This is a genomic window from Labrys sp. LIt4, from assembly GCF_017813775.1.
In the GTDB taxonomy this organism is placed as follows: Bacteria; Pseudomonadota; Alphaproteobacteria; order Rhizobiales; family Labraceae; genus Labrys; species Labrys okinawensis_A.
Genome location: NZ_JAGIPY010000012.1, coordinates 69,794 through 94,317, shown reverse-complemented (window position 1 = coordinate 94,317; position 24,524 = coordinate 69,794). Strand labels below are relative to the sequence as shown.

The window sequence follows — 24,524 nt, the reverse complement described above, 5'->3', positions numbered from 1 at the left end:
CATCCTCAAGGGCTCGTCCCTCCGTCGTCGACATCGAATTTCACGCCCTGCGCCAGCGGCAGGGTCCGGCCGTAATTGATGGCGCTGGTCTGGCGCCGCATATAGGCCTTCCAGGCATCCGAGCCGCTCTCGCGGCCGCCGCCGGTTTCCTTCTCGCCGCCAAAAGCGCCGCCGATCTCGGCGCCCGACGGGCCCATATTGACATTGGCAATGCCGCAATCGGAGCCCTGGGCGGAGACGAAGCGCTCGACCTCGCGCATGTCGGTGGCGAAGATCGAGGAAGACAGGCCCTGCGGCACACCGTTCTGCAGCGCCAGGGCCTCGTCGAACTCGCTATATTTCAGCACATAGAGAATCGGGGCGAAGGTTTCGTTAACGACGGGGCCGACCTGTTCCGGCATCTCGACCAGGGCCGGACGGGCGTAATAAGCCTCCTGCGGGCCGGCTTCCGTGACACGGGTGCCGCCATGCACGGTGCCGCCGGCCTTGCGGGCCTCCTCGAGCGCCTTCTGCATGCCGTCGAAGGCGGCCTTGTCGATCAGCGGACCGACCAGCGATTCGGTGGTGAGGGGATTGCCGACGCTGATGGAAGCGTAGACCTTCTTCAGCTTGCCGACGAGTTCGTCATAGACGCTGTCATGCACGATCAGGCGGCGCAGCGAGGTGCAGCGCTGGCCGGCCGTGCCCATGGCGGCGAAGGCGATGGCGCGCAAGGCAAGATCGAGATCGGCCGAGGGCGTGACGATCGAGGCATTGTTACCGCCAAGCTCGAGGATCGAGCGGCCGAAACGGCGGGCGACGCGCTCGCCGACGATGCGACCCATGGCGGTGGAGCCGGTGGCGGAGACGACCGGCACGCGCGGATCCTCCACCAGCGCCTCGCCGACCTCGCGGGCGCCGAGGATGAGGGTGAACAGGCCGTCGGGTACGCCGCCGAAGCGCTTGGCGGCGCGGCTGAAGATGGCTTCCACGGCCAGTGCCGTGAGCGGGGTCTTCTCGGAGGGCTTCCACACCACGCTGTCGCCGCAGACGAAGGCCAGCGCCGCGTTCCAGCTCCACACCGCGACGGGGAAGTTGAAGGCCGAGATCACGCCGACCACGCCGGCGGGATGCCATTGCTCCATCATGCGGTGGTCGCCGCGCTCGGTGGCGATGGTGAGGCCGTAGAGCTGGCGCGACAGGCCGGTGGCGAAGTCGCAGATGTCGATCATCTCCTGCACTTCGCCCAGGCCCTCGGAGGCGATCTTGCCGACTTCGAGGCTGACCAGGCGGCCGAGCTCGGTCTTGGCGGCGCGCAGTTCCTCGCCGAGCAGGCGCACCAGTTCGCCGCGCTGCGGTGCCGGCACCTTGCGCCAGGCTTCGAAAGCGGCCTGTGCCTTGCCGATGGCGGCCTTGGCTCCGGCCGGGCTGTCGTCCTTGACGGCGCCGATGGCCTCGCCGGTGAGAGGGGTGCGAACGGTGCGGGAGCCGCCGGTGAAGCGGCTGGCCGGAACCCCGAGAGCCTCGAGAAGCTGGCGGGTTTCGGCGGCAGGACTGGTCATGATGACTCGCTCAATTCAACGCGATGTGGCGACGCTCATACCTTTTTTGGTGGCCCTGGGGAACCCCCGGGGCGCCGCGCGGATTCTCAGCTTCTTTCCACGGCGGCGCAGAGCCTGGAAAAATCCGGTTTTTCGAGGTCGTTTTCGTGCTGGAGACGCTGCAGATAGGCGGCATCCCGAATGCCGTGGGCCATGCGGGAATCGATGGTGAGCGAATGGCGCGAGCCGCGCGCCGGGGAGGGCAGGGGTGAGGGGAACCCTCGCGTTTAACTTGACCTGCCCTTTCCCGACCCGGGAGAGGGGCTTGCCTCCCCGTCGAGGAAGGCCCTGATCCTGTCGCGGTCTTCCGGCGTCGGGTTGTAGACCAGCATGCTCAGATCGGGGCGGCCGTCGACGGCGAAGGCCGAATATTCCAGCGTGATCGGGCCGAGCACGGGGTGGCGCAGGCGCTTGACGCCGTCGCCATGGGCACGGACATCGTTGTCTCGCCACATGGCCTCGAATTCGGGGCTGAGCCGGCAGAGCTCCTCGATGAGGGGCTCCACTTCCGCCGCAGCTCCCGCGCGCGCCGTGTCGGCCCTGAACGTCGCCACCACGAAGCGGGCCACGCTCTCCCAGTCATATTGGGCGGCACGCACGCGCGGGTCGAGGAACATGAAGCGCAGGACGTTGCGCTGCTGCGGCGGCAGCGCGCCATAATCGGTCAGAATCGCAGCCGCCGCCTTGTTCCAGGCCACGATGTCCCAGGTCGCGGTCTTGACCAGGGCCAGGCTCGGGTGGAGAGCGTCGAGCACGCGTTGCAGCCGCGGCGTGACGTCCTCGCCCTTGCGGTAGCGCACTTCGGGCGGGCGTCCCAGGCCGAGCAGGAAGAGATGTTCGCGCTCGACCTCGGTCAGCAGGAGCGCACGGGCGATGCGGTCGAGCACATCGGCCGAGGGCGCGCCGCCGCGCCCCTGTTCGAGCCAGGTGTACCAGGTCGGGCTGATATTGGCCCGCTGGGCGACCTCTTCCCGGCGCAGGCCAGGCGTGCGGCGGCGCGCCGGACCGAAGCCGAAGGCGGCCGGGTCGAGCTTGGCGCGGCGATCCCTCAAATAGGTGCCGAGCCGGATCTCCTGCGTGGTCTGTCCGCTCATCCTGTTAGCCATTATAATACGATAAAGTCACTACTTTACCAGGATAATCCAAAGCCCGATGCTTGTCTCCTATCTTGCTGGGAGACTTGATTATGCGCGTATTCGTGACCGGCGCGACCGGATTCATCGGCTCGGCCGTCGTAAAGGAGTTGATCGGGGCGGGCCATCAGGTGCTCGGCCTCGTCCGTTCCGAGGAGAAGGTAGCGGCCCTGACCGCGGCGGGTGCCGAAGCCCATCGCGGCTCGCTGGAGGATCTCGACAGCCTCAAGGCCGGCACTGCCCGTTCGGACGGCGTCATCCACCTCGCCTTCAACCATGATTTCTCGACCTTCGCCGCCAATTGCGAGGATGACCGCCGCGTGATCGCGGCGCTCGGCTCCGCGCTCGCCGGCTCCGACAAACCCCTGATCGTGACTTCGGGCACGGCCATGGCCAGCACGGTGCCCGGCGAACTGGCCAGGGAGGATGGCCCGGTGATCAGTTCGAAAGTAAACCCCCGCGCGGCCTCCGAAGAGGCCGCCGCGGCAGTGGCCGCTGAGGGCGGAAACGTTTCGGTGGTGCGCCTTCCCCAGGTTCACGACACCGTCAGGCAGGGCCTCGTCACCTATGCGATCGCTTTGGCTCGCGAAAAGGGCGTGTCGGCCTATGTCGAGGAGGGCCGGAACCGCTGGGCGGCGGCCCCCATCCTCGATGTCGCCCGCCTCTACCGCCTCGTACTCGAGAAGGCCGAGCCGGGTTCGAAATATCATGCGGTGGCGGAAGAAGGCGTGACGCAGCGGGAAATCGCCGAGGTAATCGGCCGCGGCTTGAAAGTGCCGGTCAAATCCATCGCTACCGGCGAGGCCGGAGCTCATTTCGGCTGGCTCGGCCTGTTTGTCGGCCACGACATGCCGGCCTCCAGCGAGCAGACCCGCCGCAAGCTGGGGTGGCAGCCCGTCGGGCCTGGCCTGATCGCCGATCTCGAGGCGATGGATTACGGCGTATAAGGGGCTATTCCCCTTACCTCCGCCCCCTCTCCCGCTTCGGAGAGGGGAGCCTCATGCAAAGCTCATCGGGTCGATGTCGATATCCACCGCGAGCTGGCCCGTCACCTTCGGCCCGGCGGCGAGCCAAGCGCGGATATAGTCCTGCAGCGCGAAGTCGCGCGGGGCCTGCAGGATCAGGCGCATGCGGTGGCGCCCGCGGATCACCGCGATCGGCGCCTCGGCCGGGCCGAGCACGCGCAAGGCGGCATCGAAGGGCGCCGATTTGGCGAGTTGGCGGGCGAAGCCCTCCGCCTTGCCGCGGTCCTCATCGGAAATGGTCAGCGCGGCCATGCGGCCATAGGGCGGCAGGCCGGCCTTGGCGCGCACGGCGATCTCGCGCGCATAGAAGCTTTCCTTGTCGCCGGAGACCAGCGCCTGCATCACCGGATGCGAGGGATCGTAGCTCTGCAGCAGGGCCCGCCCCGGTCGTTCGCCGCGCCCGGCCCGGCCGGTGACCTGGCCGAGGAGCTGGAAGGTGCGCTCGGCCGCGCGCGGGTCGCCGGTACCGAGGCCGAGATCGGCATCGACCACGCCCACCAGCGTCAGATGCGGGAAATTGTGCCCCTTGGCGACGAGCTGCGTGCCGATCACGAGATTGGCCTCGCCCCTGGCGACGCTGTCGAGTTCCTGGCGCAGGCGCTCGGCGCTGCCATGGATGTCGGAGGAGAGGATCACGGTGTGGGCGTCGGGAAAGAGGCCCGAGACCTCCTCCGCGATACGCTCCACCCCCGGGCCGCAAGGGGTGAGCGTGTCCTCGCCCTCGCAGCTCGGGCAATGCCGCGGCACCGGCGCGGTATGGCCGCAATGGTGGCAGACCAGGCTCTTGCGGAAACGGTGCTCAACCAGCCAGGCCGTGCAGTTGGGGCATTGGAAGCGGTGCCCGCATTTGCGGCAGAGGGTCAGCGGGGCATAGCCGCGCCGGTTGAGGAAGAGCAGGGCCTGTTCCCCGGCCGCGAGCGTTTCCCTGACGGCCGAGACCAGGCTAGGCGCGATGAACTTGCCGCGCTCGGGCCCGCCTTCGCGCATGTCGACCGTGGCGATGGCCGGCAGCGCCCGCCCGCCGAAGCGCTGGGGCAGGGTGATATGGCCGTAGCGGCCACGATCGGCATTGACGCGGGACTCGATCGAGGGTGTGGCCGAAGCCAGCACCACCGGCGCATCGATCAGCCGGGCTCGCACCACCGCCATGTCGCGGGCATTGTAGCGCGGCCCATCCTCCTGCTTGTAGGCGCTGTCATGTTCCTCGTCGACGATGATGAGGCGCAGGTCGACGAAAGGCAGGAACAGGGCCGAGCGTGCGCCGGCCACCACCGCAACCTCGCCCTTGGCGATGCCGTGCCAGAGCCTGGCCCGTTTGTTGGCCGATACGCCCGAATGCCATTCGGCCGGGCGCACGCCGAAGCGTTCGGCGAAGCGGTCGAGGAACTGGTTGGTCAGCGCGATCTCGGGCAGCATGATTAGGGCCTGTCCACCCTGCCTGACGGCGTCGGCCACCGCCTCGAAATAGACCTCTGTCTTGCCCGAGCCGGTGACGCCTTCGAGCAGGGTCGCCGAGAAGCGCCGGGCCGCCACGGCCTGGCAGAGGCTGGCAGCGGCCAGCGCCTGGGCCTCGTTCAGGCTGGCGCTGCCGAAGGCGAGATTCGGGGTGCCGGCAACCGGCTCCGGCGGCAGGGCCAGGGGCTCGACCGCGCCCGCATCGACCAGGCCGTCGACCACGCTCGACGACACACCGGTGGCCTCGATCAACGCACGCTTTTCATGCACGAAGCCGTCGGACAGATGGTCGAGCACGCGCCGGCGTGCCGCCGTGAGCCGCTCGGGCTCGTGCTTGCCCAGGCGGTAGCCGAGCCTCTGCTTCTCCGGCGGCAATTCCGGTGCACGCAGGGCCATGCGCATGATCATGCCGCGCGGCGTCAGCGTCCAATTCGCCACCCATTCGATGAAGCGGCGCATCTCGGCCCCGAGCGGGGGGATGTCGAGGCGTTCCTCGACATATTTCAGCCGGTTGGAGGAGGCGGGCAGCACGCCGTCGCCATCCCAGACCACGCCGACCACCTCGCGCGGGCCGAGGGTGACCCGCACCACATCGCCCGGCATCAGCGTATTGCCGAAGGGCACGCGGTAGCTGTAGGTGCGCTCCAGCGCCACCGGCAGCAGCACCTCGACGACTTCGCCCGGATTAGCCATGGGCCCCCGCGCTCCGGGAGGCCTGCCTCGATGGGATATGCGCCACGATCATCCCCGACAGGTCGGGGAGGGGGCTGAGTCTGTCAAGGGCGGCTCACGCCGACCAAGCCGCTCGCTCCCGCTAGTTCGTCTTGAACAGCAGGATCGCCTGCACGCCGTCGCCGGCGCTGGTATCGAAGCGGGCCGTGATGCCGCCGGGCAGATGGTAGAGATAGGCGAGGGTGTCGAGCCCTGTTCCCGGGAAGGGCTCCCCCACCGGTTCTCCCATCAGACGCTTGAGGGTGATCAGGCTGTCGCCGATCCTGACTCCGCCGACCTTGCCTTCGAAAGGAGCGTCGAGGCGGATGGTCTCGACCTTTTTGTCGTCCGAGAGATAGAGGGCGAAGCCTTTGCCCGGATAGAGCGCCAGCCGTTCGCCGCCGGCGCTGGTGTAGGGCTGGGGCGGGCTGGTGGTGCCGAAGGCGCGCTGGGCTTCCTCCATGCTGGCATCCACGGTGACAGGCACGCCTTCGATGGCGGGAGGCGTGGCGGGGACTATCTGAGCCGCCGGTGCGGTGCCGAAGCGGCCCTCGTAAGCGGCGACCAGGATCGCCAGGATGTCCGCGTCGTGCGAATAAGCCTCGGAAAGTTTGGTGATGTAGAGGCGGGCATTGTTCGGCGTGCAGGGGGATGCCGGTTCGGACGCCAGGCTGCGCACTCTCTCGGCGATCTGGCTGCGGCCAGCCTCGCCGAGCATGCCGGGCAGGGCTGTTTCCGCCATTTGCCATTGCCCCCGGTAGCATGCCGTCGCATAGGCATTGTGCCGGCTGCGTGCCTCGGTCATGCGCAGCAAGGTGTTGACGATGTCGTCATGCAAGTGGCCCTGGTCCTGCGTCTTGGATCGTTCGGCGACGCTCTTCTTCACGTCGGGAGCCAGCCCGGCATAGTCAGGCGGCGGTGGGGCCGGGCGCCCGAAGACGGCGATCTCGATGTCCTTGAAGCTGTAGAAGCCGATGGAATAGCCGAGCTGGAACAGGGCCAGAGGAATGGCTGCAATCACCAGCAGGGTGCGCGGCCACCAGCGCTGCGGCTGGCCGGGAGAGCCGTCGCGGCGCAGCATGGTGAAGGCGAGGCCCAGGGCGATGATCGCCATCCCGACGCCCAGCAGGTTCAGGTCGGATTCGAACACCACCTCGCCATTGACCTTACGCCTCTCGGAAGCGCCCAGGAAAAGCCAGAAGGGCAGCACGCCGAGAAGAATGGCGACCAGGGGGCGCTTCAGATTGCGCCAGAGATCTTGCGTAGGCTCGTTCACGAACAGGCTCCCTATCGTCGCCGTGCCGACGGACGCGATTCGCGCGCAATCTGGGGCAGGCCCGGGGGAAAGGTCGAGTCTCCTGGGGAACAGCGCCGTCCGGGGATGGCAGGGCGCCTCCTCGCTTGCACCTTCCCCCCTGCTCGTCTAATCAGCCGGCATTCCAATCAAAGGTGACAGGTCATGGCGACGCAAAAGCTCCTCCTTCTTCCTGGCGACGGTATCGGTGTCGAGGTGATGGCGGAGGTCAAACGCCTGATCGCCTTCCTCAACAAGACCGGCCTCGCCTCCTTCGAGACGGAAGAGGATCTGGTCGGCGGCGCCGCCTATGACGCCCATGGCAAGGCGATCTCCGAGGACGCCATGAAGCGGGCCGATCAGGCCGACGCGGTGATGTTCGGCGCGGTCGGTGGTCCGAAATGGGCAGACGTTCCCTATGAGGCGCGTCCCGAGGCGGGCCTGCTGCGCCTGCGCAAGGATCTCGGCCTCTTCGCCAATCTGCGTCCCGCCGTATGCTATCCGGCGCTCGCCGAAGCTTCCTCGCTCAAGCGAGAACTGGTCGAAGGTCTCGACATCATGATCGTGCGCGAGCTCACCGGCGGCGTCTATTTCGGCGAGCCCAAGGAGATCGTCACGCTGGAAAACGGCGAGAAGCGCGCCGTCGACACCCAGGTCTACACCACCCATGAGATCGAGCGCATCGCGCGCGTCGCCTTCGACCTCGCCAAGGTGCGCCGCGGCCTGGTGCATTCCTCCGAAAAGCACAATGTCATGAAGTCCGGCGTGTTGTGGAAGCAGGTCGTCAGCGAAGTCCACAAGGCCGAATATGCCGACGTCAAGCTCGAGCACATCCTGGCCGACAATTGCGGCATGCAGTTGGTGCGCACGCCCAAGCAGTTCGACGTGATCGTCTGCGACAACCTGTTCGGCGACATGCTCTCCGACGTCGCCGCCATGCTGACCGGCTCGCTCGGCATGCTGCCTTCCGCCGCGCTCGGCGCCGAGGACGCCAAGACCGGCAAGCGCAAGGCGATGTATGAGCCGGTGCATGGCTCGGCCCCCGACATTGCCGGCAAGGGCCTTGCCAATCCGATTGCCACGCTCGCCTCCTTCGGCATGGCGCTGCGCTATTCCTTCGGGCTTTCGGAGGCTGCCGATCGCCTCGACGCCGCTATTTCCACGGTGCTCAGCGAGGGTCTGCGCACCAAGGACATCGCCAGCGCCGGCCAGAATGCCGTCTCGACCAGCGAGATGGGCGCGGCCGTGATCAAGGCAATGGGGTAAGGCGTCGTCCGGAAATAACTGAAGCGCCATCTTTGTCATGCCCGGACTGACCCGCCCATTCAGGAGCACCCCGCCTTCGACTTATGGGGTGGAGACTGGATTGCAGGGTCAGGCCCGGCAATGACAAACGTCGAGCCAATTCGGTTCGTTCGGTGATGGACGAACCCAGAGCAAAGCGCGTTCAGGCGTGAACGCTTGTTTGCTCTGGCTCCTTGGTTTGGCGCGTCTTTGCGTTTCTTGGCGATTCCGCCAAATGGCAAAACGCTTTAGCGTCGCCACAGGCCTTCGCGTTCGAGGTCGTCCATCGTCCGCGAAATGCCCTCGCGCAGGATGGCGGCCATGTCGTCAATCTGGGCGCGGGTGATGGTCAGCGGCGGCGACATCACGCACATGTTGACGATCGGGCGCACCAGCAGGCCGAGTTCCTGGCAATGGCCGTCGATGCGCTTGCCGATGGTCTCGTCGAGCGCACCGCCCTCCGCGCCGGCAGGTCCTGCGATACATTCGATGCCGGCCATCATGCCGACGCCCCGCACCTCGCCGACCAAGGGCAGGTCCGCGAGGCTGTGGAGCCGGGCCTGGAAATAGGGCACGACCTCGCGCACATGGTCGAGGACACCGCCTTCCAGGATATCGAGATTCTTCAGGGCGACCGCGCAACCGATGGGATGGCTGGTGTTGGTCAGGCCGTGGGCAAACATCGCCTCGGGGTGGTTGGAGCGCCTGAGGTCTTCGAGGAGGCGTTCGGAAATCACCACGCCGCCCAGCGGAAAATAGCCCGAAGTGACGCCCTTGGCGAAGGTGATCATGTCCGGATCGAGCCCGAACACCTCTCTCGAAGCGAAGACATGGCCGAGCCGGCCGAAGGCCGTCACCACCTCGTCGGAGATATAGAGGATGTCGTTGGCCCTGCAGATCTCGCGGATGCGCGGGAGATAGCCATCCGGCGGCACGATGACGCCGCCCGAGGCCTGGATGGGCTCAGCGACGAAGGCCCCGATCCGCCCGGCCCCGACCCGGGCGACGGTGTCGCGGAACTCGTCGACCAGGAAGTCGGCGAATTCGGTTACCGTTGTGCCGCGGGGGCGGCGGAACGGGTTCGGCGCCGAAAGCTTGACCACGAGATCGCCGGCGCTGTCCATCCAGTCATTGTCGCGCGGGCGGGCATTAAGCGAGGCGGAAAGATAGGTCGAGCCGTGATAAGCGCTGCCGCGGCTCAGGATCAGTTTCTTGTCGGGGCGCCCGCGCACATTGTTGTAGAACTGCATGAAGCGCAGCGCCGTCTCCACGGCCGAGGAACCACCGGTGGTGAAGAAGACATGGTTGAGATCGCCCGGCGCATGGGCGGCGATCCGCTCGGCCAGCGCGACAGAGGGCGGGTTCGTGGTGTACCAGGGCGAGTTGTAGGACAGCGCCATCGCCTGTTCATGCATGACGTCGGCAAGTTCCCGCCGACGATGGCCGATATTGGTGCACCACATACCGGCGGGGCCGTCGATCAGACGCTTGCCCGCGGCATCGGTGATGTAGATGCCCTCGCCCTCGCCGATCAGCGGGCGGGCCTCGTCGCCCACGGTTTCCGCCACCGGCCAAGGCTGGATCAGATGACGCTTGGCGCGCTCTGCGACATTCTTCTCCACCGCCGCCATCATCACTGCCGTCGAGCCGATCGTCGTCATCGTCGTCACCTCGTCTTTTTCAGCCGCGACATGACCAAAGGCAGGTCCATCAACGGCCTTTTCGCCGAAAACCACTTCTCTAATTGCTATACGTTCGTTCAGTTAAAGGCAATATACTGAACGAACGTATAGCAAAAAACAGCATTGACAATCCTGCCGTTCTCGCCAAGCATGCCGCAAATACGCCGCGCTTGGATTGCGCGGCGAGACAGGATGGTCGCACCAGGATGAGTACTGCTACAGGGACAAGCCGCGCGCGGATCAACCGGGCCGAGCGCCGAAGCGAGTTGATCGACGCGACGATCGATTGCCTGGCCCGCTACGGCTATGAAGGCACCACGATCGGTGTCGTCGCCGAGACGGTCGGCATGTCCCGCGGCATCGTGAACTTCCATTTCGAGACCAAGGAACAACTGCTGCTGGAGACGTTGCGTTTCCTATCGGACGAATATCGCGATCATTGGCGTGCTGCGCTTGCGCAGGCCGGCCCATCGGCTCCGGAAAAGCTCTGGGCCATGGTCTTGGCTGATTTCGACCGCAGCATCTGCACGCCCCGCAAACTGGCGGCTTGGTGCGCTTTTCGCGGCGAGGCGAAGGCGCGCCCGACCTATCGCAGCATGTGCAACGCGACCGACCAGGAGAATCTGGACGTCGTCGCCGAGCTCTGTGCCGAACTGGTGCCCGCCGGCATCGATGCGCGCAAGCTGGCACGCGCGATCGTATGCATGCTCGAAGGCCTGTGGCTGCATCTGTTGATCGCGCCCAAGAACCTGTCGCGGGAAGAAGCGCGCGATGTCGCGGCCTCGCATCTTGCCATCGTGCTGCCCGACCATTTCACGCCGTCGGGACCTGTTCCGACGGAGCGAGCATCCCGGGGCCGATCCGTGCCGGAAGCCCAACCGTCCTGAGCGAGCGGGAAGGAGGAAACGCTTATTGCCAGTGCCGAGACAAAAATGCCCGAGAGCTGGCTGGGTGGCTTGCTCCAGGCAATAGTCTGATCGAATTCGTCACTCGGGCTGCTGGTGCGGAAGCGCCGAAGCGCCCTCGCTTAGCCTATCCGGATTTCTGAGCCACGCCGAGCAAGTTTTCTCGGCGCGAGCGGTCGAGCCCGCATTTGACGCAGCGAGATCGCCCGACATCCGTCACCGCAATCGTGGTCCTTCGTGCGGGACCGCACCCCATCCGTCCGCGTATGGCGCCGGCGGCAATGATGACGCACGTCCAGAGGAGATATCCATGCCGTTTCGCCCCATCCAGATACAAAAACAGCTTTCCCGCCGAAGTCGCTTCCGTCCGTTCCAATGTTTGGTAGTGGCCGGTGCGGCCCTGACGGCCATGCTGTCGTCCAGCCTTGCCATGGCAGGCGACAGAGTCGTCAACGTCTATAGCTGGGCCGATTACATTGATCCCGCTACCCTGGAATCCTTCACCAGGGAGACCGGCATCAAGGTGGTCTATGACACCATGGATTCCAACGAGGTGCTGGAGACCAAGCTCTATGCCGGCCATTCAGGCTATGACGTGGTCGATCCCACCGGTCCCAACCTGAAGCGCGAGATCGCGGCCGGCGTGTTCCAGCCGCTGGACAAGGTCAGGATCCCCAATCTCAAACATGGCTGGGACGAGGTGTTCCAGCGCCTGGCCTTCTACGATCCGGGCAACCGATACGCCGTAAACTATATGTGGGGCACCACCGGCATCGGCTACAATGTCGAGATGGCCAGGAAACGCTTGGGGGATATGCCGATCGACAGCTGGAGCATCGTGTTCAAGCCGGAGAACCTCGCCAAATTCGCCGATTGCGGCGTCAGTATCCTCGATACTCCCGACGAACTGATCCCACCCGCTCTGAAATATCTCGGCCTCGACCCCGATTCCAAGAATCCCGAGGACATTGCCAAGGCGGGGGATCTGCTCAAGGCCATCCGGCCCTATGTCCGCACCTTCAGTTCCTCGGGCTATCTCAGTGCGCTCTCCGCCGGTGATCTCTGCCTGGTCGTCGGTTGGGCCGGCGATGTCATTCAGGCGCGCAACCGCGCCATCGAGGCCCACGCCAAGTCGCCTGCCAGCCCCCTGGTCGACATCCGCTATGTCGTGCCCAGGGAAGGCGCCCTGATCTGGGTCGACGGCTGGGCCATCCCCAGGGATGCCCAGCATGTCGAGGAAGCCCATGCCTTCATCGACTACATGATGCGCCCTGAGATTGCCGCGAGAAACACGGAGTTCATCTCCTACGCCACCGGCAACCTCGCCGCGCAAAAGTTCATCAAGCCCGAGATCCTCAAGGATCCCGCCATCTTCCCCGACGAGGCCACCATGGCACGCCTGTTCACCACCACTGCGCCGGACGCCAAGATCCAGAAGCTGTGGACGCGGACCTGGACCAACATCAAGACCAACGAATAGGGGCTCGGCCAGGAGGCACGGCAGGGGCTTGCCGCGCCCGGCCGGGCTCCGCTTATTTCGCCTTGCCGGCCGAAACGTCCATGATCAGCCGCGCCAGCAGATAGAGGCGCGGCACCACCGAATCGAGCTCGACATATTCGGCGTCGTTGGAATGGGCGCCGAAGCCGCGCAGGCCGAGGCCTTCCAGTACCGGTCCCCTGGCCTTCAGCCCTGCGAAGGCGGCGTCCGTGCCGCCGCCGCCGGCCTTGTCGATCACCGTCAGTTTCTGGCCGATCTCGCCATAGATGGTGCCGGCCCGGGCCGCCAAGGCGCGCCCGGCGTCGCTGGGCTGCAGGGGCGGGCGGCGGCGCTCGAACACCGCCTCGATCTTGCTGTCGGGCAGGAGCTTTTTGGCGATGCGTTCCTTCACCGTCTTCTCGATGCGATCGAAATCGGCCATGCGCTGCATGCGCACATCGGCCTGGGCGGTCGCTTCGGCCGGGATGACGTTGCGGTTGGTGCCGGCCTTGGCCACCGTCCAGTTCAGCTTGAGGCCGAGCTTGGGATCGGAGAGGTCGCGCATCTGCAGGATCTGGTGCGCCAGTTCATAAAGCGCGTTGACGCCGCGCTCGGGTGCGGCCCCGGCATGGGAGGCCTTGCCCTCGACCTTGAGGGCGACGGCGCCGATGCCGGCAGTGGCGAGGGTGATCTTGTTCGTGCCGGTGCCCCCGCCTTCCAGCGAGAACACGGCGTCCTGCTCGGCGCCGATTTCGGTGAGGAGCGCGCGCGAACCGGGCGAAGAGATCTCCTCGTCGCCGTTGATCATCACCGTCAGCGTGCCGTAGTCCCTGAAATTCAATTCCTTCAGCAGCGCGACGGTGGTGAGGGCGAGGGCGACGCCATGCTTGTCATCGGCGATGCCGAGGCCATAGGCCTTGTCGCCGTCGATGCGGAAGGGCTGCTGGGCCAGCATGCCCTTGAGATAGACCGTGTCCATATGGGCGATCAGCAGGATTCTCTTGGTGCCCGTGCCGGTGAAGCGGGCAAGCACGACCTTGCCGAGCTTCTCGGGCGTATCCTGCATGCGGTAGACGTCCTTCGGCTCGATCTGCTGCACCTCTCCGCCCAGGGCCTTGAGGCGGTCCGCGATCAGCGCGGCGATCTCATCCAGGCCATCGGGGTCCTTGCTGCCCGATTCGATGGAGACCAGCGCCTTCATGGTATCGATCAAGGACTGGCGCTGCGCTTCGGCCTGCTTGAGCACGGCCTCCTGTGGGGCGGCCAAGGCGGGGCTGGTCTCGGCGGAGATGGCCAGGGCCGGCAGGGCGGCCATGACGACGGCAAGGGCAGCGGCGCGAGATCGCGAGCAACGGAGCATCTGGTTCCTCTAGGACTGCGATCACCCTCCAATGACCTGGGCAGATGATGCATAAATGCCGCGCATTATCAAAATAGTATGCGGGATGACGGTAAATAGCCTGCGCCAACGGCTCTGCTCGCTGTCCGACCTTTATTCCCGCTGCTACTCGCCTTACATTGGTGTTGCCGTCACGCGACTTGCATCGGCATGCGATACGGGGCGCGAGATGATCATACCGCTTTATGACGACAACCCGCACCGGCGTATCACCCGGGCTTACGTGAATTGGGGGCTGATCGCCACCAATGTGCTGGTGTTCGTGTTCTTCCAGTCGGGCTATGTGCCCGGTACCTTCGTGGCGGATACGGCTGGCTTCACTTATTCCTACGGCATGATTCCGGTGGTGCTGTTCCAGAAGATGCAGCTGCCCCCCGAATATATCAGGGTGCCGGAATGGCTGACGCCGATCACCTCCTCCTTCGTGCACGGCTCATGGATGCATCTGACCGGCAACATGCTGTTCCTGTGGGTGTTCGGCGACAATGTCGAGGATGACCTCGGACGCTGGCGCTATTTGTTCTTTTATCTGGCCTGCGCCGTGCTGGCTTCTTTCGCCTATGCCTTGACCGCGCAGGATTCCACCAGTCCGCTGATCGGAGCGTCCGGGGCGATCTCGGGGGTGGTGGCCGCCTATGTGCTGCTGCATCCCAAGGTGAAGATCTGGGTACTCCTGTTCTTCCGCATTCCGCTGAAGCTGCCGGCCTATTGGGCGATCGGGGCCTGGATCCTCTATCAGGCCTATTTCGCGCTCTACGCCTATTTCGTCACCTCGACCGACGACATCGCCTGGTTCGCCCATCTTGGCGGGCTGGTCGCCGGTGCCATTCTGGTGCTGCCGCTCAAGCGGGCCGACGCACCCTTGTTCGACAACGCGCCGCCCCAGGCGCAGAACGACTGGCGCGACACGTTCGATTGAGAGCCGGCGCAACCGCTGCCGGCGAAGCCTTATCTCTCGTTATGTCGCGAGAGCCTTATGCGCCATCAGTTCGCTGCGGCGGGCTTGGGTTTGCTGTGCCGGGGCTTGCCAGCATGTGGCTTGGCCGGTTGGGGCTGGGCCGCCGGTTCGGGCTGGATGGCAGCCGGACCGGGAACCGGGGCAGCCGAACGCGCGGTCCGTACATAGGCCCCCAGCAGCTTGGTGCCGTAGAATTTTTCGAGCACGGAACTGCTGGCAGCACTGACAAGTCGGCTTTCGACCAGGGAGCGGTCCTGCGCTGCGGCCTGCACCGCGCCTATCACTCCCTGCACCTGGTAGGCATCCTGGACATAGAGCGGCACGGCCTTGGGCGGGGCAGTGGAGCCGACATCGCTTACCAGCATGGTGCCGCCCATGTGGTTCTGGTCGCCAATCAACAGCGACAGCGCCGGATTTTTAAGATGATAGGATTCGATCACGATAGCGACGCGCTTGGGCGCGCCGGTCTGCGGAAAGCGGCTTGCCTCGTTAACCACGGTGGCTTGAAGGCGGGTTTCCGCGCCGGGTGGCGCCGGGCTGCGGGAGGGCGACGCGGTAACGCTGACTTCCTTGATATAGGCTTGTCCCGGCTGGGGGAACATGCCCGCCGTTTCGCAGCTCGCAAGGGCGGCTGCCAGGAGGAGGGCGCCGGAGAATTTCACACTCGTCTTGAACATTCAGAACCTGCTTTCCGTTCAGGCGTTGGCTGGAGATCTTCATTCTTGTTCGTGCTCCATGCCTCGGCCGCGCAAAGCCGCGGCCAAAACGCTTGGCTGCGTCAGTAGCGCGCAGGTTTAGGGAGTAGCGAGCAAACCTATGTTGGAAATCAACCGAGAGACCGTGCTTCGACAAGGCGATCTTTTTGCCGAAGGTGGTTTTCAACAGCTTGTTCTCACGAATTGTTCTGTATGATGAATTCTGTCCCGAAGCATTCCGGCAGTAAATTTCAAAAAGGTAGTAGCTGGGTACCAAGTTTTGTTTGCGAGCCTGCCTGTACAATCGCTCATCGTGACCTCGTCATAATTGACGCGAGGGTGGCCGGATGAGGCGAATGTCTCGGCCAGCTTGGCCAACCGGCGGCATGCCGTGCGGATGCCTTGGCTAGCCGGAGTCACGCAAATGTCGCGTTGACACAAAAAGCCGCGCCCTTTAGCTGACTTGCGTCATCTAGTTCAAGCGGCGGCGGTCTTGCCGCGACGTGACGTGTCGGTTCGCCGATAGCGCGGAAGGGGCAAGGCCATTATGCGGTCGTTTCATATCGCTCATCGTTCCGGTTCCCCGTCTGGAGAAGCCCCATGAAAGTGCTCGTGCCCGTCAAGCGGGTCGTCGATTACAATGTGAAGATCCGCGTCAAGGCCGATGGCACGGGTGTCGATCTCAACAATGTGAAGATGTCGATGAACCCGTTCGACGAGATCGGCGTGGAGGAAGCTCTGCGTCTGAAGGAGGCGGGCAAGGCGAGCGAGGTGGTCGTCGTGTCGATCGGACCGGCCCAGGCTGCCGAGACGCTGCGTTCAGGCCTTGCCATGGGCGCCGACCGCGGCATCCTGGTCAAGACCGACGCCACGGTCGAGCCGCTGGCGGTCGCCAAGTTGCTCAAGGCTGTGATCGGCAACGAGAATCCGGGCCTGGTCATCCTCGGCAAGCAGGCGATCGACGACGACATGAACGCCACCGGCCAGATGCTGGCGGCGCTGCTGGGCTGGCCGCAGGGTACCTTCGCTTCCAAGCTCGAAGTCGGCGGCGACAAGATCGATGTTGTCAGAGAAGTCGATGGCGGGTTGCAGACCGTCTCGCTCAACCTGCCGGCGATCATCACCACGGACCTGCGCCTCAACGAGCCGCGCTATGCTTCGCTGCCCAACATCATGAAGGCCAAGAAGAAGCCGATCGACGAGACCAGCCCCGAGGCGCTCGGCGTCGACATCGCGCCGCGCCTGACCGTGGTGAAGACGGTGGAGCCGCCGGCACGCCAGGCCGGCAAGAAGGTCGGCTCGGTGGCCGAGCTGGTCGACAAGCTCAAGAACGAAGCCGGCGTCATCTGAGCCGAGAAGGAAACCTCTATCATGACCACTCTTCTCATCGCTGAAATCGACGCCACCGGCATCAAGGACGTCACCAACCGTGCCCTTACCGCCGCCAAGGAACTCGGCGGGCCGGTACATGTGCTGGTAGCCGGCGCGAATGCCCAGGCCGCGGCCCAGGAAGCCGCCAAGCTCCAGGGCGTCGAGAAGGTGCTGGTGGCCGACGCCGCCTATGAGCACCGCCTGGCCGAGCCGACGGCCGCTTTGATCGTTTCGCTGGCCGGCGGCTACGACGCCATCGTGGCGCCTTCGACCGCCGCCTGGAAGAACGTGCTGCCGCGCGTTGCAGCCCTGCTCGACGTCATGCAGATCTCCGACATCGTCAAGGTCGTCTCGGCGGACACCTTCGAGCGGCCGATCTATGCCGGCAACGCCATCCAGACCGTGACCTCGGCCGACGCCAAGAAGGTGATCACCGTGCGCACCGCCTCCTTCGCCGCCACCGGCGAGGGCGGTTCGGCGCCGGTGGAGCCGGCGGCGGCCGCCGCCGATCCCGGCCTCTCCACCTTCAAGGGCGAGGAACTGGCCAAGTCGGACCGTCCGGAACTGGCCTCGGCCAAGATCATCATCTCGGGCGGCCGCGCCATGGCCAACCGCGAGAACTTCGCCACCTATATCGAGCCGGTGGCCGACAAGCTCGGCGCTGCCATGGGCGCCTCGCGCGCCGCGGTGGACGCGGGCTATGCTCCCAACGACTGGCAGGTCGGCCAGACCGGCAAGGTGGTCGCCCCCGACCTCTATATCGCCGTCGGCATCTCCGGCGCCATCCAGCATCTGGCCGGCATGAAGGACAGCAAGGTCATCGTCGCCATCAACAAGGACGAAGAGGCCCCGATCTTCCAGGTCGCCGACTATGGCCTGGTCGCCGATCTCTACACCGCCCTGCCGGAACTCAAGGACGAGCTTGCCAAGATCGGCAAGTAGGGAGAACGGGCGGCATCCGCCCATTCCCATCGGATGATTTCAATGTGCCGGTCCTCGTGGGCCGGCACATTTTCTTTGGAAACATGGTGGAGGTCGTCATTGCGAGCGCAGCGAAGCAATCCAGCAGCCGCACTCGATGCGTTCTCTGGGCACTGGATTGCTTCGCTGCGCTCGCAATGACGTTTGTATGAAGTGGCCGTCGATCCCACCCTTACTTGTCCCCTCCGCTCTTGCCTTCCCTACCGGCTCGTGGCGAATTGCGTTTCATGTGCCGCCGCTGGAAATCCGGTCCGTGTCGAAATTCCTTATCTTCGTCGCCGCCCTGGCTGCGACGCTCTATCTGGCGGCCTTCGCGGCTCTGGCCTTTGCCCAGCGCTCCTTCGTCTTCCAGCCAGGGGGCGAGGTACTCCCGCCAGCCATCGCCGGTGCCGAGGTCGTGAAGCTGCGCACCGAGGATGGCGAAACGCTGATCGCCTGGCATGTCGCGCCCGCGCCGGGGCAACCCCTTCTGCTCTATTTTCATGGCAATGGCGGCAATCTCACCTTGCAGACCGAGTTGCTGCGGGCCTTGGTCGCCGGCGGCAACGGCCTGATGGCGGTGGAATATCGCGGCTATCCCGGCTCCACCGGCTCGCCCTCCGAGCGGGGGCTGCTGCTCGATGCGGAAGCAGCCTATGCCAAGGCCCTGGCCCTCGGCGCCGCGCCCGAGCGGATCGTGGTGGTGGGCCAGTCGCTCGGGTCCGGCGTGGCGGTCGCCCTGGCGGCGCGCCACAAGGTGGGCGCGATGGTGCTCGATTCACCCTTCACCTCGGCTCTCGCCGTGGCCTCCCGCCTCTATGGCCTGTTCCCGGTGCGCTGGGTGATGCTGGACCCCTTCCCCTCCGACGAGCGTATCGCCGCGGTGAAGGCGCCGCTGCTCGTCGTGCACGGCACCGCCGATGGCGTCATTCCCTTCGAGTTCGGCAAAGCCCTGTTCGAACAGGCCAACCAGCCCAAGACCTTCGTACCGATTGAAGGGGCCGGCCATCTCAGCCTCGGCTATGTCCTGCCCGAAGTACGGGCATGGATCGACGGCGTGATGGCGCGCTGATCGATTTCTTCAGCTGGAGAGAGCAGGCTACCCTTGGTGGCATCGGCGAGATGGGGCCCAGGTTAAGGCTTCGAGGAACGTCCAGGACCATGCCGGGCCTGATCGGCCCGGGCACCGCTCGGGAGAGCACCAGGATGACCAGGTGGTCGGCGCACGCTTCGGCAGCACGAGATCCCCGACGGTGTAGGTGTGGAACTCGCTCCTGGAAACCTCCACGCTTTCGGAGGGTGCCGCCAGGACGTAGAACGGGTCAGGCTTCCTCGGGAATGCGGGCGATGACCTTGATTTCGAAGTCGAAGCCAGCCAGCCAGTTCACGCCGATGGCCGTCCAGTTCGGATAGGGCGGCCGATCGAAGATCCGGTTCTTCACCGCCATGATGGTCTCGAACTGGTTTTCGGGATCGGTATGGAAGCTGGTTACATCGACGATGTCGTCGAAACCGCAGCCTGCCGCCTTCAGCGTTGCCTTCAGATTGTCGAAGGCCAGTTGCACCTGGCGCTCGAAGTCGGGCTCCGGCGAACCGTCCGGACGGCTGCCGACCTGCCCTGAAACGAACAGGAGGTCCCCCGACCGGATCGCTGCCGAATAGCCATGCGCCTCGTAAAGCGCATGCCGGTCGGTCGGGAAAACTGCTTCACGCCGTGCCATGTCTTCAACCCTTTCTTGGTGATGCGGCGATGTGCGGATCTCGAGCGATACCGCGAGGGCTTCACATGGCCCCGTCGCATTTGATATACGTTTCGTATCTAGAATTATGGACATACGTTCCGTATGTCAAGTCAGATACGATGCGTATATGAAGGGGAGCTGCAATGGCTGCCAGACGCCGGGCCGAGACGATGGAGGAGAACCGCGCCAAGCTGATTGCCGCCGCGCGCAGGGCGTTTGCGAAAACCGGCTACGCCGCCGCCTCGATGGACGAGCTGACAGCCGATGCCGGGCTGACGCGGGGCGCGCTTTACCACAATTTCGGTGACAAGCGTGGGCTTCTGGCCGCCGTGGTCAACCAGATCGACGCCGAGATGGCGGAGCGTGCGCATCAGGCGGCCGCCCAGGCCCGGGACGAATGGGAAGGCCTTTTGATCGAGGGCGTGGCCTATATCGAAATGGCGCTCGATCCGGAGGTGCAACGCATCGTTCTGCTGGATGGGCCGGCGGTCCTCGGTGATCCCTCGCAATGGCCAAGCCAGGACAATTGCCTGCAGGTGACGAAACGAACGGTCGAACGCCTGATCGGGCAGGGCATCATGAAACCGCTGGATGCCGAGGCCGCGGCCCGGCTCTTGAGCGCGGCCGCGCTCAACGCCGCCCTGTGGATCGCGGCGAGCGAGGATCCGGAGAAGGTCTTGCCCAAGGCCGTGGAGGCTTTTCGCGCCTTGGCGACGGGCCTGCGCCAAGCTTAGACCTGTTCCCTCGTCCCGGAATGTCGCCGGATTTGTTACTCCCGTCCTCCCGGCTGCCAGTGGCAGAGTTGCGGTCGCGGGCCGAGACGAAGCTCGGCCAAAGGGGAGGCTTGCAACCACGATTTCGGCCGGAAACGGGGCACGGCAGGAAGAGGCTGACGAGGTCTGTCCTCGCCCGTCATGCCGAGTTTCAGCGGAGCGAATTTTCTGATAGCACTATGCAACCAGAATAAATTTGCAACCGCATGTCGGATCGACGGCTGCTCGTGCGTCCTTGAGGTATCGCCGCGACAGGCCTGGGGCAGAACGCGCTCGGATGTGGAGCGTTTCCGGCTCCCAAACCCTGTACCGTCACGTCGTTGCGTTTCTGTCCTTTCCGGCAGAGCGCTAGACGCGATGCAGCCCGCGGCACAGGAACGGGTGGACCATGATGGACAAGAATTCCTATCGCTGGGTGATCGTCGCCGCTGGCGGCTTGCTTGGATGCGTTGCCATCGGCGCGATGTTTTCGCTGCCGGTTTTCCTCAAACCCATGTCGGCGGCGACCGGCTGGTCGGTGACCGGCATTTCCACCGCCATGACCTTCAGCTTCCTGGCGATGGCGCTGGCCAGCATGGTCTGGGGCAATCTGTCCGATCGCTTTGGCCCGCGCCCGGTGGTGCTGGCCGGCGCTATCCTGCTCTCCGCCAGCCTGGCCCTGGCCAGCCAGGTCGGATCGCTGGTCGAGTTCCAGCTCGTCTTCGGTGTGCTGGTGGGCGTGGCGGTGGCGGCCATGTTCGCGCCGATGATGGCCTGCGTCACCGGCTGGTTCGATACCCAGCGCAGCCTTGCCGTCTCGCTGGTCTCGGCCGGCATGGGCATGGCGCCGATGACCATGGCGCCGCTTGCCGCCTGGCTGGTCACCATCCATGATTGGCGGACGTCGATGCTGATCATCGCAGCCATCGCCGCCGTCACCATGATTCCGACTTCCCTGCTGCTGCGCCGTCCGCCTGCTTTGGAGCAGGGAAACGAAGCGGCACTGGCCGACGAGCCGCAATCGGAGATGACCACCCGTCAGGCGGTGCGCTCGCCGCAGTTCATCGTGCTGATGCTGGCCAATTTCTTCTGCTGCGCCACGCATTCGGGGCCGATCTTCCACACGGTGAGCTACGCCGTGACCTGCGGCATCCCGATGATCGCCGCCGTCACCATCTACAGCGTCGAGGGGCTGGCTGGCATGTTCGGGCGCATCGGCTTCGGTCTGATGGGCGATCGCTTCGGCGCTCAGCGCATGCTGGTGATCGGCCTGTTCGGACAATCTTTCGGCGTGTTGTTCTACGTCTTCGCCAGCCAGCTCGGCCAGTTCTATGCGGTGGCGGTGCTGGTGGGCTTCATCTATGCCGGCGTGATGCCGCTCTACGCCGTGATCGTGCGCGAGAATTTCCCGCTCAAGATGATGGGCACCATCATCGGCGGCACTGCGATGGCCGGCAGCCTGGGCATGGCAATGGGACCGCTGCTGGGCGGCGTAATCTACGATCACTTCAACAGCTATCTGTGGCTCTATGTCGGCTCCTGGGGCATGGGCATTGCGGCCACGCTGATTGCCCTGACCTTCCGGCCTTTCGCCAGGTCGCGGGAGCAATTGGCACCGGCCGGGTGAGGGCTTCTATGCCGCGCGGGCGCCGAGGGTTTCTTGCGCCCTCGGCGCCCGCGTACGAAAGGCGTCCTTGATTTGGGGTGGAGGAAGCGTACGAATCCGGTTGATGGAGAAAACCAGAATCGGAGGCCGTCTCCATGCCGTTACTCAGGAAGTGGAAGGCACCCCTTCTCGTGACGGTGGCTGCGATCGCCTTTCTGGCGTCGTGGATCGTTCTCTCGCCCTACAGATCCGCCTGCACCACCGAGGTCGTGGAGGCGGAACAGGCCATGCGGGCTTCAGACCGGGAACTGAGGGCTGTCAGTGCGACCGACAAGGCCGCCATCTGCTTGGTCTACCGACGGCGGGTCGACGCGCTGAAAACGGCGGCCCCCGTCATGCGGCGATGCGGGACGGCCCAACTGAATCCCGATGCCGACCGGTCGGCGAGGGTGACCGAACTCGGCTTCTATCAAGGGCTGGTGGCGCAGCAATGCAGCTGAGTTCCTCCGGCCTTCATGATCAAGGCCGGAGGGCTTTCGCTAGCCTCTTTGCAAGGCGAGGTGGACGCCCATGCCGACCAGGATCGCCCCGCCGATGCGGCGCATCAGCCGCTGCACGCCGGAGGAGCGCTTGAGCCGGCCGATGATCACGGCGGCCAGCATCACGACCACGATGTCGACGAGGCCGAACAGGACATTGGCGACCGTGCCGAGGATGGCAAATTGCAGCCAGAGCGGAAAAGGAGCGGCGCCATCGACGAATTGCGGCAGGAAGGCCAGGAAGAACAGCGCTGTCTTTGGATTGAGCACCTCGACGGTGATACTTTGCACGAAGGCCTGGCGGGCCGAGCGGCCGCCGCTGCCGATCGCCCCGGCATCGGCGCCCTGCCGCGTCCGGAACAGCGTGATGCCGAGCCAGATCAGGTAGAGAGCGCCGGCGAGCTTGACGCCGGCATAGACGATGGGCACCGCGTGGAACAGCACCGACAGACCGGCGGCCGCGGCGGCGACATGGACATAGGCGCCCAGATGCAGGCCGAGCGCCGCCATCAGCCCGGCCTGGCGCCCGCCCGCCATGGTCCTGGCTGCGGCATAGAGCATGGAGGGGCCCGGCAGCACGGAAAACAGCGCCGTCGTGACGATGAAGGCGAGCAACACGTCATAGGGGGGCATGGTGGCGGCTTCCATCGGCTGCGGGATCGGAGTGGCGACCATAGCACCGGATTTTCAGCCTGTCGCAGACCGGGGCGCGGCGCCACGGCATGTTCCCGCCCCTTGCGCGAGCTGGTCGTCAGCGACCCAGCTGGGCCTCGATCGCGGCCTTGTCGATGATCGACCATACCGAGGCGATCTTCTCCGCCTTGAAGGCATAGAACACGTTCTCCGTGAACGCGACCTTGCGCCCATCGAGCTTCAGGCCGAGGAAGCCGGGTTTCGGCGTGCAGTCGAAGGCAAGACGGGCCGCCACCCGGGGCGGTTCGCAAACGAGGAGGTCGATATGGAAGGCAAGATCGGGAATGTCCTCGAAATCCTTGACGAGCATGCCGCGGTAGCCTGACAGGCCCAGCCGCCGGCCATTATGTTCGACCCCTTCATCGACATAGCGCCCGAGCTCGTTCCAGTCCTGCCGGTTGAGGCAGGCGATATAGGCCCGGTAGAGGTCGGCGAGAGTTGTGGCTTCCATCGCGCTTGCTCCTCGCATCGTCGGGGGGTGGCATCACGCCGGCAGCGTGAGGACGAGCGGCCCGGTGCGGGTCGCCACCACCGTATGCTCATACTGCACGGTCGGGGCGCGGGGCTCGCTGAACAGCGTCCAGGGGTCCTCGCCATCCGCCGCCCATTCGGCGCCCAGGGAAAGGAACGGTTCCACCGTAAACACCAGGCCTTCCTGCATCCTCCGACGCTCGGAGTTGTCAGGCCAGGTCGCGAGCTCCTTAGGCTCTTCATGCAGGGACCGGCCGACACCGTGGCTGGCGAGATTGCGCACCAGCGTATAGCGGTTCTTGCGCGCGAATTCGCCGATGGCATTGCCGATATTGGCAAGCGGCAGGCCGGCGCCCACCTGGCGGATGCCCGTCCACATTGCCCGCTTGCCGTCCCTGAGGAGGCGCTGCGTGGCCTTGGAGACCGGCTCCACGGCAAAGGACGCACCGGTATCGCCGAAAAAGCCGTCCTTCTCGGCGGAGACGTCGATATTGACGAGGTCGCCCGGCTCGATCCGGCGCTGGCCGGGGATGCCGTGCGCGATTTCCTCGTTGACGCTGATGCAGGTCGCGCCGGGAAAACCGTAGCAAAGCTCGGGCGCAGAGCGGGCGCCCTCCTGTTCGAGGAGCCTGCGGCCGATCGCGTCGAGCTCGGCCGTGGTCATGCCGGGCTCGAGCGCCGCTCCCATCGCCGCCAGCGTATTGGCGACGATGCGGCCGACCTCCTTGAGCTTCAGCAATTCGTCTTCGTTCGAAACCGTCATGATATGCCGTGCGTTCTCAAAGAAATTGG

General features: G+C 65.1%; 22 protein-coding genes. 11 read left to right on the top strand and 11 right to left on the bottom strand.

Annotated elements, in window-relative coordinates:
* Positions 1–5 precede the first annotated feature (5 nt).
* Both J8I29_RS21115 and J8I29_RS21110 read right to left on the bottom strand, forming a co-directional pair.
* On the bottom strand, positions 6–1,541 hold the full coding sequence (locus tag J8I29_RS21115) for an aldehyde dehydrogenase family protein (RefSeq protein ID WP_209433152.1): 1,536 nt from the start codon (positions 1,539–1,541) through the stop codon (positions 6–8).
* Positions 1,542–1,807: 266 nt separating this feature from the next.
* Positions 1,808–2,674 carry a helix-turn-helix transcriptional regulator gene (locus tag J8I29_RS21110; protein ID WP_245197224.1) on the bottom strand — a complete coding sequence of 289 codons (867 nt, stop codon included), beginning with the start codon at positions 2,672–2,674 and terminating at the stop codon, positions 1,808–1,810.
* Positions 2,675–2,766: 92 nt separating this feature from the next.
* Between J8I29_RS21110 and J8I29_RS21105 the strand changes: the two genes are divergently transcribed.
* The gene (locus tag J8I29_RS21105) at positions 2,767–3,660 is read left to right on the top strand and encodes an SDR family oxidoreductase (RefSeq protein WP_209433150.1); all 894 of its coding nucleotides are present in this window, start codon (positions 2,767–2,769) and stop codon (positions 3,658–3,660) included.
* Between the two features lie 51 nt (positions 3,661–3,711).
* On the opposite strand, the gene J8I29_RS21100 is transcribed toward J8I29_RS21105, so the two are convergent.
* Both J8I29_RS21100 and J8I29_RS21095 read right to left on the bottom strand, forming a co-directional pair.
* Positions 3,712–5,886, bottom strand: a complete 2,175-nt coding sequence (locus J8I29_RS21100; RefSeq protein ID WP_209433149.1) for a primosomal protein N' — start codon at positions 5,884–5,886, stop codon at positions 3,712–3,714.
* Positions 5,887–6,007: 121 nt separating this feature from the next.
* Positions 6,008–7,180, bottom strand: a complete 1,173-nt coding sequence (locus J8I29_RS21095) for a hypothetical protein (protein ID WP_209433148.1) — start codon at positions 7,178–7,180, stop codon at positions 6,008–6,010.
* A gap of 183 nt (positions 7,181–7,363) precedes the next feature.
* Between J8I29_RS21095 and leuB the strand changes: the two genes are divergently transcribed.
* Positions 7,364–8,464, top strand: coding sequence for a 3-isopropylmalate dehydrogenase (leuB, locus tag J8I29_RS21090; RefSeq protein WP_105864082.1), 1,101 nt, complete (start codon positions 7,364–7,366; stop codon positions 8,462–8,464).
* A 266-nt stretch (positions 8,465–8,730) separates the two neighbouring features.
* Here the strand turns inward: leuB and J8I29_RS21085 are convergent, their stop codons facing one another.
* The gene (locus J8I29_RS21085) at positions 8,731–10,116 is read right to left on the bottom strand and encodes an aminotransferase (protein ID WP_245197240.1); all 1,386 of its coding nucleotides are present in this window, start codon (positions 10,114–10,116) and stop codon (positions 8,731–8,733) included.
* A 254-nt stretch (positions 10,117–10,370) separates the two neighbouring features.
* Here J8I29_RS21085 and J8I29_RS21080 point away from each other — a divergent pair, with 254 nt between their 5' ends.
* Positions 10,371–11,051 carry a TetR family transcriptional regulator C-terminal domain-containing protein gene (locus J8I29_RS21080; RefSeq protein ID WP_209433146.1) on the top strand — a complete coding sequence of 227 codons (681 nt, stop codon included), beginning with the start codon at positions 10,371–10,373 and terminating at the stop codon, positions 11,049–11,051.
* A 427-nt stretch (positions 11,052–11,478) separates the two neighbouring features.
* The gene (locus J8I29_RS21075; RefSeq protein WP_209433231.1) at positions 11,479–12,549 is read left to right on the top strand and encodes a polyamine ABC transporter substrate-binding protein; all 1,071 of its coding nucleotides are present in this window, start codon (positions 11,479–11,481) and stop codon (positions 12,547–12,549) included.
* A 52-nt stretch (positions 12,550–12,601) separates the two neighbouring features.
* Here J8I29_RS21075 and J8I29_RS21070 read toward each other — a convergent pair whose 3' ends face one another.
* Positions 12,602–13,906: a M20/M25/M40 family metallo-hydrolase gene (locus J8I29_RS21070; RefSeq protein ID WP_245197223.1), complete on the bottom strand. Its 1,305-nt coding sequence runs from the start codon at positions 13,904–13,906 to the stop codon at positions 12,602–12,604.
* A gap of 208 nt (positions 13,907–14,114) precedes the next feature.
* Here J8I29_RS21070 and J8I29_RS21065 point away from each other — a divergent pair, with 208 nt between their 5' ends.
* Positions 14,115–14,864: a rhomboid family intramembrane serine protease gene (locus J8I29_RS21065; RefSeq protein WP_105864086.1), complete on the top strand. Its 750-nt coding sequence runs from the start codon at positions 14,115–14,117 to the stop codon at positions 14,862–14,864.
* Positions 14,865–14,929: 65 nt separating this feature from the next.
* Here J8I29_RS21065 and J8I29_RS21060 read toward each other — a convergent pair whose 3' ends face one another.
* A complete protein-coding gene (locus J8I29_RS21060; protein WP_209433145.1) occupies positions 14,930–15,580 on the bottom strand; it encodes a hypothetical protein in 651 nt (216 codons plus the stop codon).
* Between the two features lie 618 nt (positions 15,581–16,198).
* Between J8I29_RS21060 and J8I29_RS21055 the strand changes: the two genes are divergently transcribed.
* From J8I29_RS21055 to J8I29_RS21045, 3 genes are all read left to right on the top strand, one after another.
* Positions 16,199–16,948 carry an electron transfer flavoprotein subunit beta/FixA family protein gene (locus J8I29_RS21055; protein WP_105864088.1) on the top strand — a complete coding sequence of 250 codons (750 nt, stop codon included), beginning with the start codon at positions 16,199–16,201 and terminating at the stop codon, positions 16,946–16,948.
* A gap of 21 nt (positions 16,949–16,969) precedes the next feature.
* Complete coding sequence (locus tag J8I29_RS21050) at positions 16,970–17,911, top strand: FAD-binding protein (protein WP_105864089.1); 942 nt, start codon at positions 16,970–16,972, stop codon at positions 17,909–17,911.
* 292 nt (positions 17,912–18,203) lie between these two features.
* Positions 18,204–19,001: an alpha/beta hydrolase gene (locus J8I29_RS21045; protein WP_348536110.1), complete on the top strand. Its 798-nt coding sequence runs from the start codon at positions 18,204–18,206 to the stop codon at positions 18,999–19,001.
* Between the two features lie 250 nt (positions 19,002–19,251).
* Here J8I29_RS21045 and J8I29_RS21040 read toward each other — a convergent pair whose 3' ends face one another.
* A complete protein-coding gene (locus tag J8I29_RS21040) occupies positions 19,252–19,650 on the bottom strand; it encodes a RidA family protein (RefSeq protein WP_105864092.1) in 399 nt (132 codons plus the stop codon).
* A 164-nt stretch (positions 19,651–19,814) separates the two neighbouring features.
* Here J8I29_RS21040 and J8I29_RS21035 point away from each other — a divergent pair, with 164 nt between their 5' ends.
* The 3 genes from J8I29_RS21035 (at position 19,815) to J8I29_RS21025 (ending at position 22,529) form a co-directional block, all read left to right on the top strand.
* Positions 19,815–20,405, top strand: coding sequence for a TetR/AcrR family transcriptional regulator (locus tag J8I29_RS21035; protein ID WP_245197222.1), 591 nt, complete (start codon positions 19,815–19,817; stop codon positions 20,403–20,405).
* A gap of 427 nt (positions 20,406–20,832) precedes the next feature.
* Positions 20,833–22,050 carry an MFS transporter gene (locus tag J8I29_RS21030; protein WP_209433143.1) on the top strand — a complete coding sequence of 406 codons (1,218 nt, stop codon included), beginning with the start codon at positions 20,833–20,835 and terminating at the stop codon, positions 22,048–22,050.
* Positions 22,051–22,184: 134 nt separating this feature from the next.
* A complete protein-coding gene (locus tag J8I29_RS21025) occupies positions 22,185–22,529 on the top strand; it encodes a hypothetical protein (RefSeq protein ID WP_209433142.1) in 345 nt (114 codons plus the stop codon).
* Between the two features lie 39 nt (positions 22,530–22,568).
* Here J8I29_RS21025 and J8I29_RS21020 read toward each other — a convergent pair whose 3' ends face one another.
* From J8I29_RS21020 to map, 3 genes are all read right to left on the bottom strand, one after another.
* Positions 22,569–23,201 carry a LysE family translocator gene (locus J8I29_RS21020; protein WP_209433228.1) on the bottom strand — a complete coding sequence of 211 codons (633 nt, stop codon included), beginning with the start codon at positions 23,199–23,201 and terminating at the stop codon, positions 22,569–22,571.
* A gap of 118 nt (positions 23,202–23,319) precedes the next feature.
* On the bottom strand, positions 23,320–23,712 hold the full coding sequence (locus J8I29_RS21015; protein WP_105864095.1) for an ester cyclase: 393 nt from the start codon (positions 23,710–23,712) through the stop codon (positions 23,320–23,322).
* A gap of 33 nt (positions 23,713–23,745) precedes the next feature.
* Positions 23,746–24,495: a type I methionyl aminopeptidase gene (map, locus tag J8I29_RS21010; protein ID WP_209433141.1), complete on the bottom strand. Its 750-nt coding sequence runs from the start codon at positions 24,493–24,495 to the stop codon at positions 23,746–23,748.
* Positions 24,496–24,524: the final 29 nt, after the last annotated feature.

Bases quoted from the DNA above. Each gene is read 5' to 3' on its own strand.
- J8I29_RS21015 (WP_105864095.1), bottom strand. From the start codon at position 23,712: ATGGAAGCCACAACTCTCGCCGACCTCTACCGGGCCTATATCGCCTGC.
- J8I29_RS21055 (WP_105864088.1), top strand. From the start codon at position 16,199: ATGAAAGTGCTCGTGCCCGTCAAGCGGGTCGTCGATTACAATGTGAAG.
- J8I29_RS21040 (WP_105864092.1), bottom strand. From the start codon at position 19,650: ATGGCACGGCGTGAAGCAGTTTTCCCGACCGACCGGCATGCGCTTTAC.
- J8I29_RS21105 (WP_209433150.1), top strand. From the start codon at position 2,767: ATGCGCGTATTCGTGACCGGCGCGACCGGATTCATCGGCTCGGCCGTC.
- J8I29_RS21115 (WP_209433152.1), bottom strand. From the start codon at position 1,541: ATGACCAGTCCTGCCGCCGAAACCCGCCAGCTTCTCGAGGCTCTCGGG.
- J8I29_RS21050 (WP_105864089.1), top strand. From the start codon at position 16,970: ATGACCACTCTTCTCATCGCTGAAATCGACGCCACCGGCATCAAGGAC.
- J8I29_RS21075 (WP_209433231.1), top strand. From the start codon at position 11,479: ATGCTGTCGTCCAGCCTTGCCATGGCAGGCGACAGAGTCGTCAACGTC.
- J8I29_RS21085 (WP_245197240.1), bottom strand. From the start codon at position 10,116: ATGATGGCGGCGGTGGAGAAGAATGTCGCAGAGCGCGCCAAGCGTCAT.
- J8I29_RS21100 (WP_209433149.1), bottom strand. From the start codon at position 5,886: ATGGCTAATCCGGGCGAAGTCGTCGAGGTGCTGCTGCCGGTGGCGCTG.
- J8I29_RS21065 (WP_105864086.1), top strand. From the start codon at position 14,115: ATGATCATACCGCTTTATGACGACAACCCGCACCGGCGTATCACCCGG.
- J8I29_RS21025 (WP_209433142.1), top strand. From the start codon at position 22,185: ATGCCGTTACTCAGGAAGTGGAAGGCACCCCTTCTCGTGACGGTGGCT.
- J8I29_RS21035 (WP_245197222.1), top strand. From the start codon at position 19,815: ATGGCTGCCAGACGCCGGGCCGAGACGATGGAGGAGAACCGCGCCAAG.
- J8I29_RS21110 (WP_245197224.1), bottom strand. From the start codon at position 2,674: ATGAGCGGACAGACCACGCAGGAGATCCGGCTCGGCACCTATTTGAGG.
- J8I29_RS21020 (WP_209433228.1), bottom strand. From the start codon at position 23,201: ATGCCCCCCTATGACGTGTTGCTCGCCTTCATCGTCACGACGGCGCTG.
- J8I29_RS21070 (WP_245197223.1), bottom strand. From the start codon at position 13,906: ATGCTCCGTTGCTCGCGATCTCGCGCCGCTGCCCTTGCCGTCGTCATG.
- map (WP_209433141.1), bottom strand. From the start codon at position 24,495: ATGACGGTTTCGAACGAAGACGAATTGCTGAAGCTCAAGGAGGTCGGC.
- J8I29_RS21080 (WP_209433146.1), top strand. From the start codon at position 10,371: ATGAGTACTGCTACAGGGACAAGCCGCGCGCGGATCAACCGGGCCGAG.
- J8I29_RS21030 (WP_209433143.1), top strand. From the start codon at position 20,833: ATGATGGACAAGAATTCCTATCGCTGGGTGATCGTCGCCGCTGGCGGC.
- leuB (WP_105864082.1), top strand. From the start codon at position 7,364: ATGGCGACGCAAAAGCTCCTCCTTCTTCCTGGCGACGGTATCGGTGTC.
- J8I29_RS21060 (WP_209433145.1), bottom strand. From the start codon at position 15,580: ATGTTCAAGACGAGTGTGAAATTCTCCGGCGCCCTCCTCCTGGCAGCC.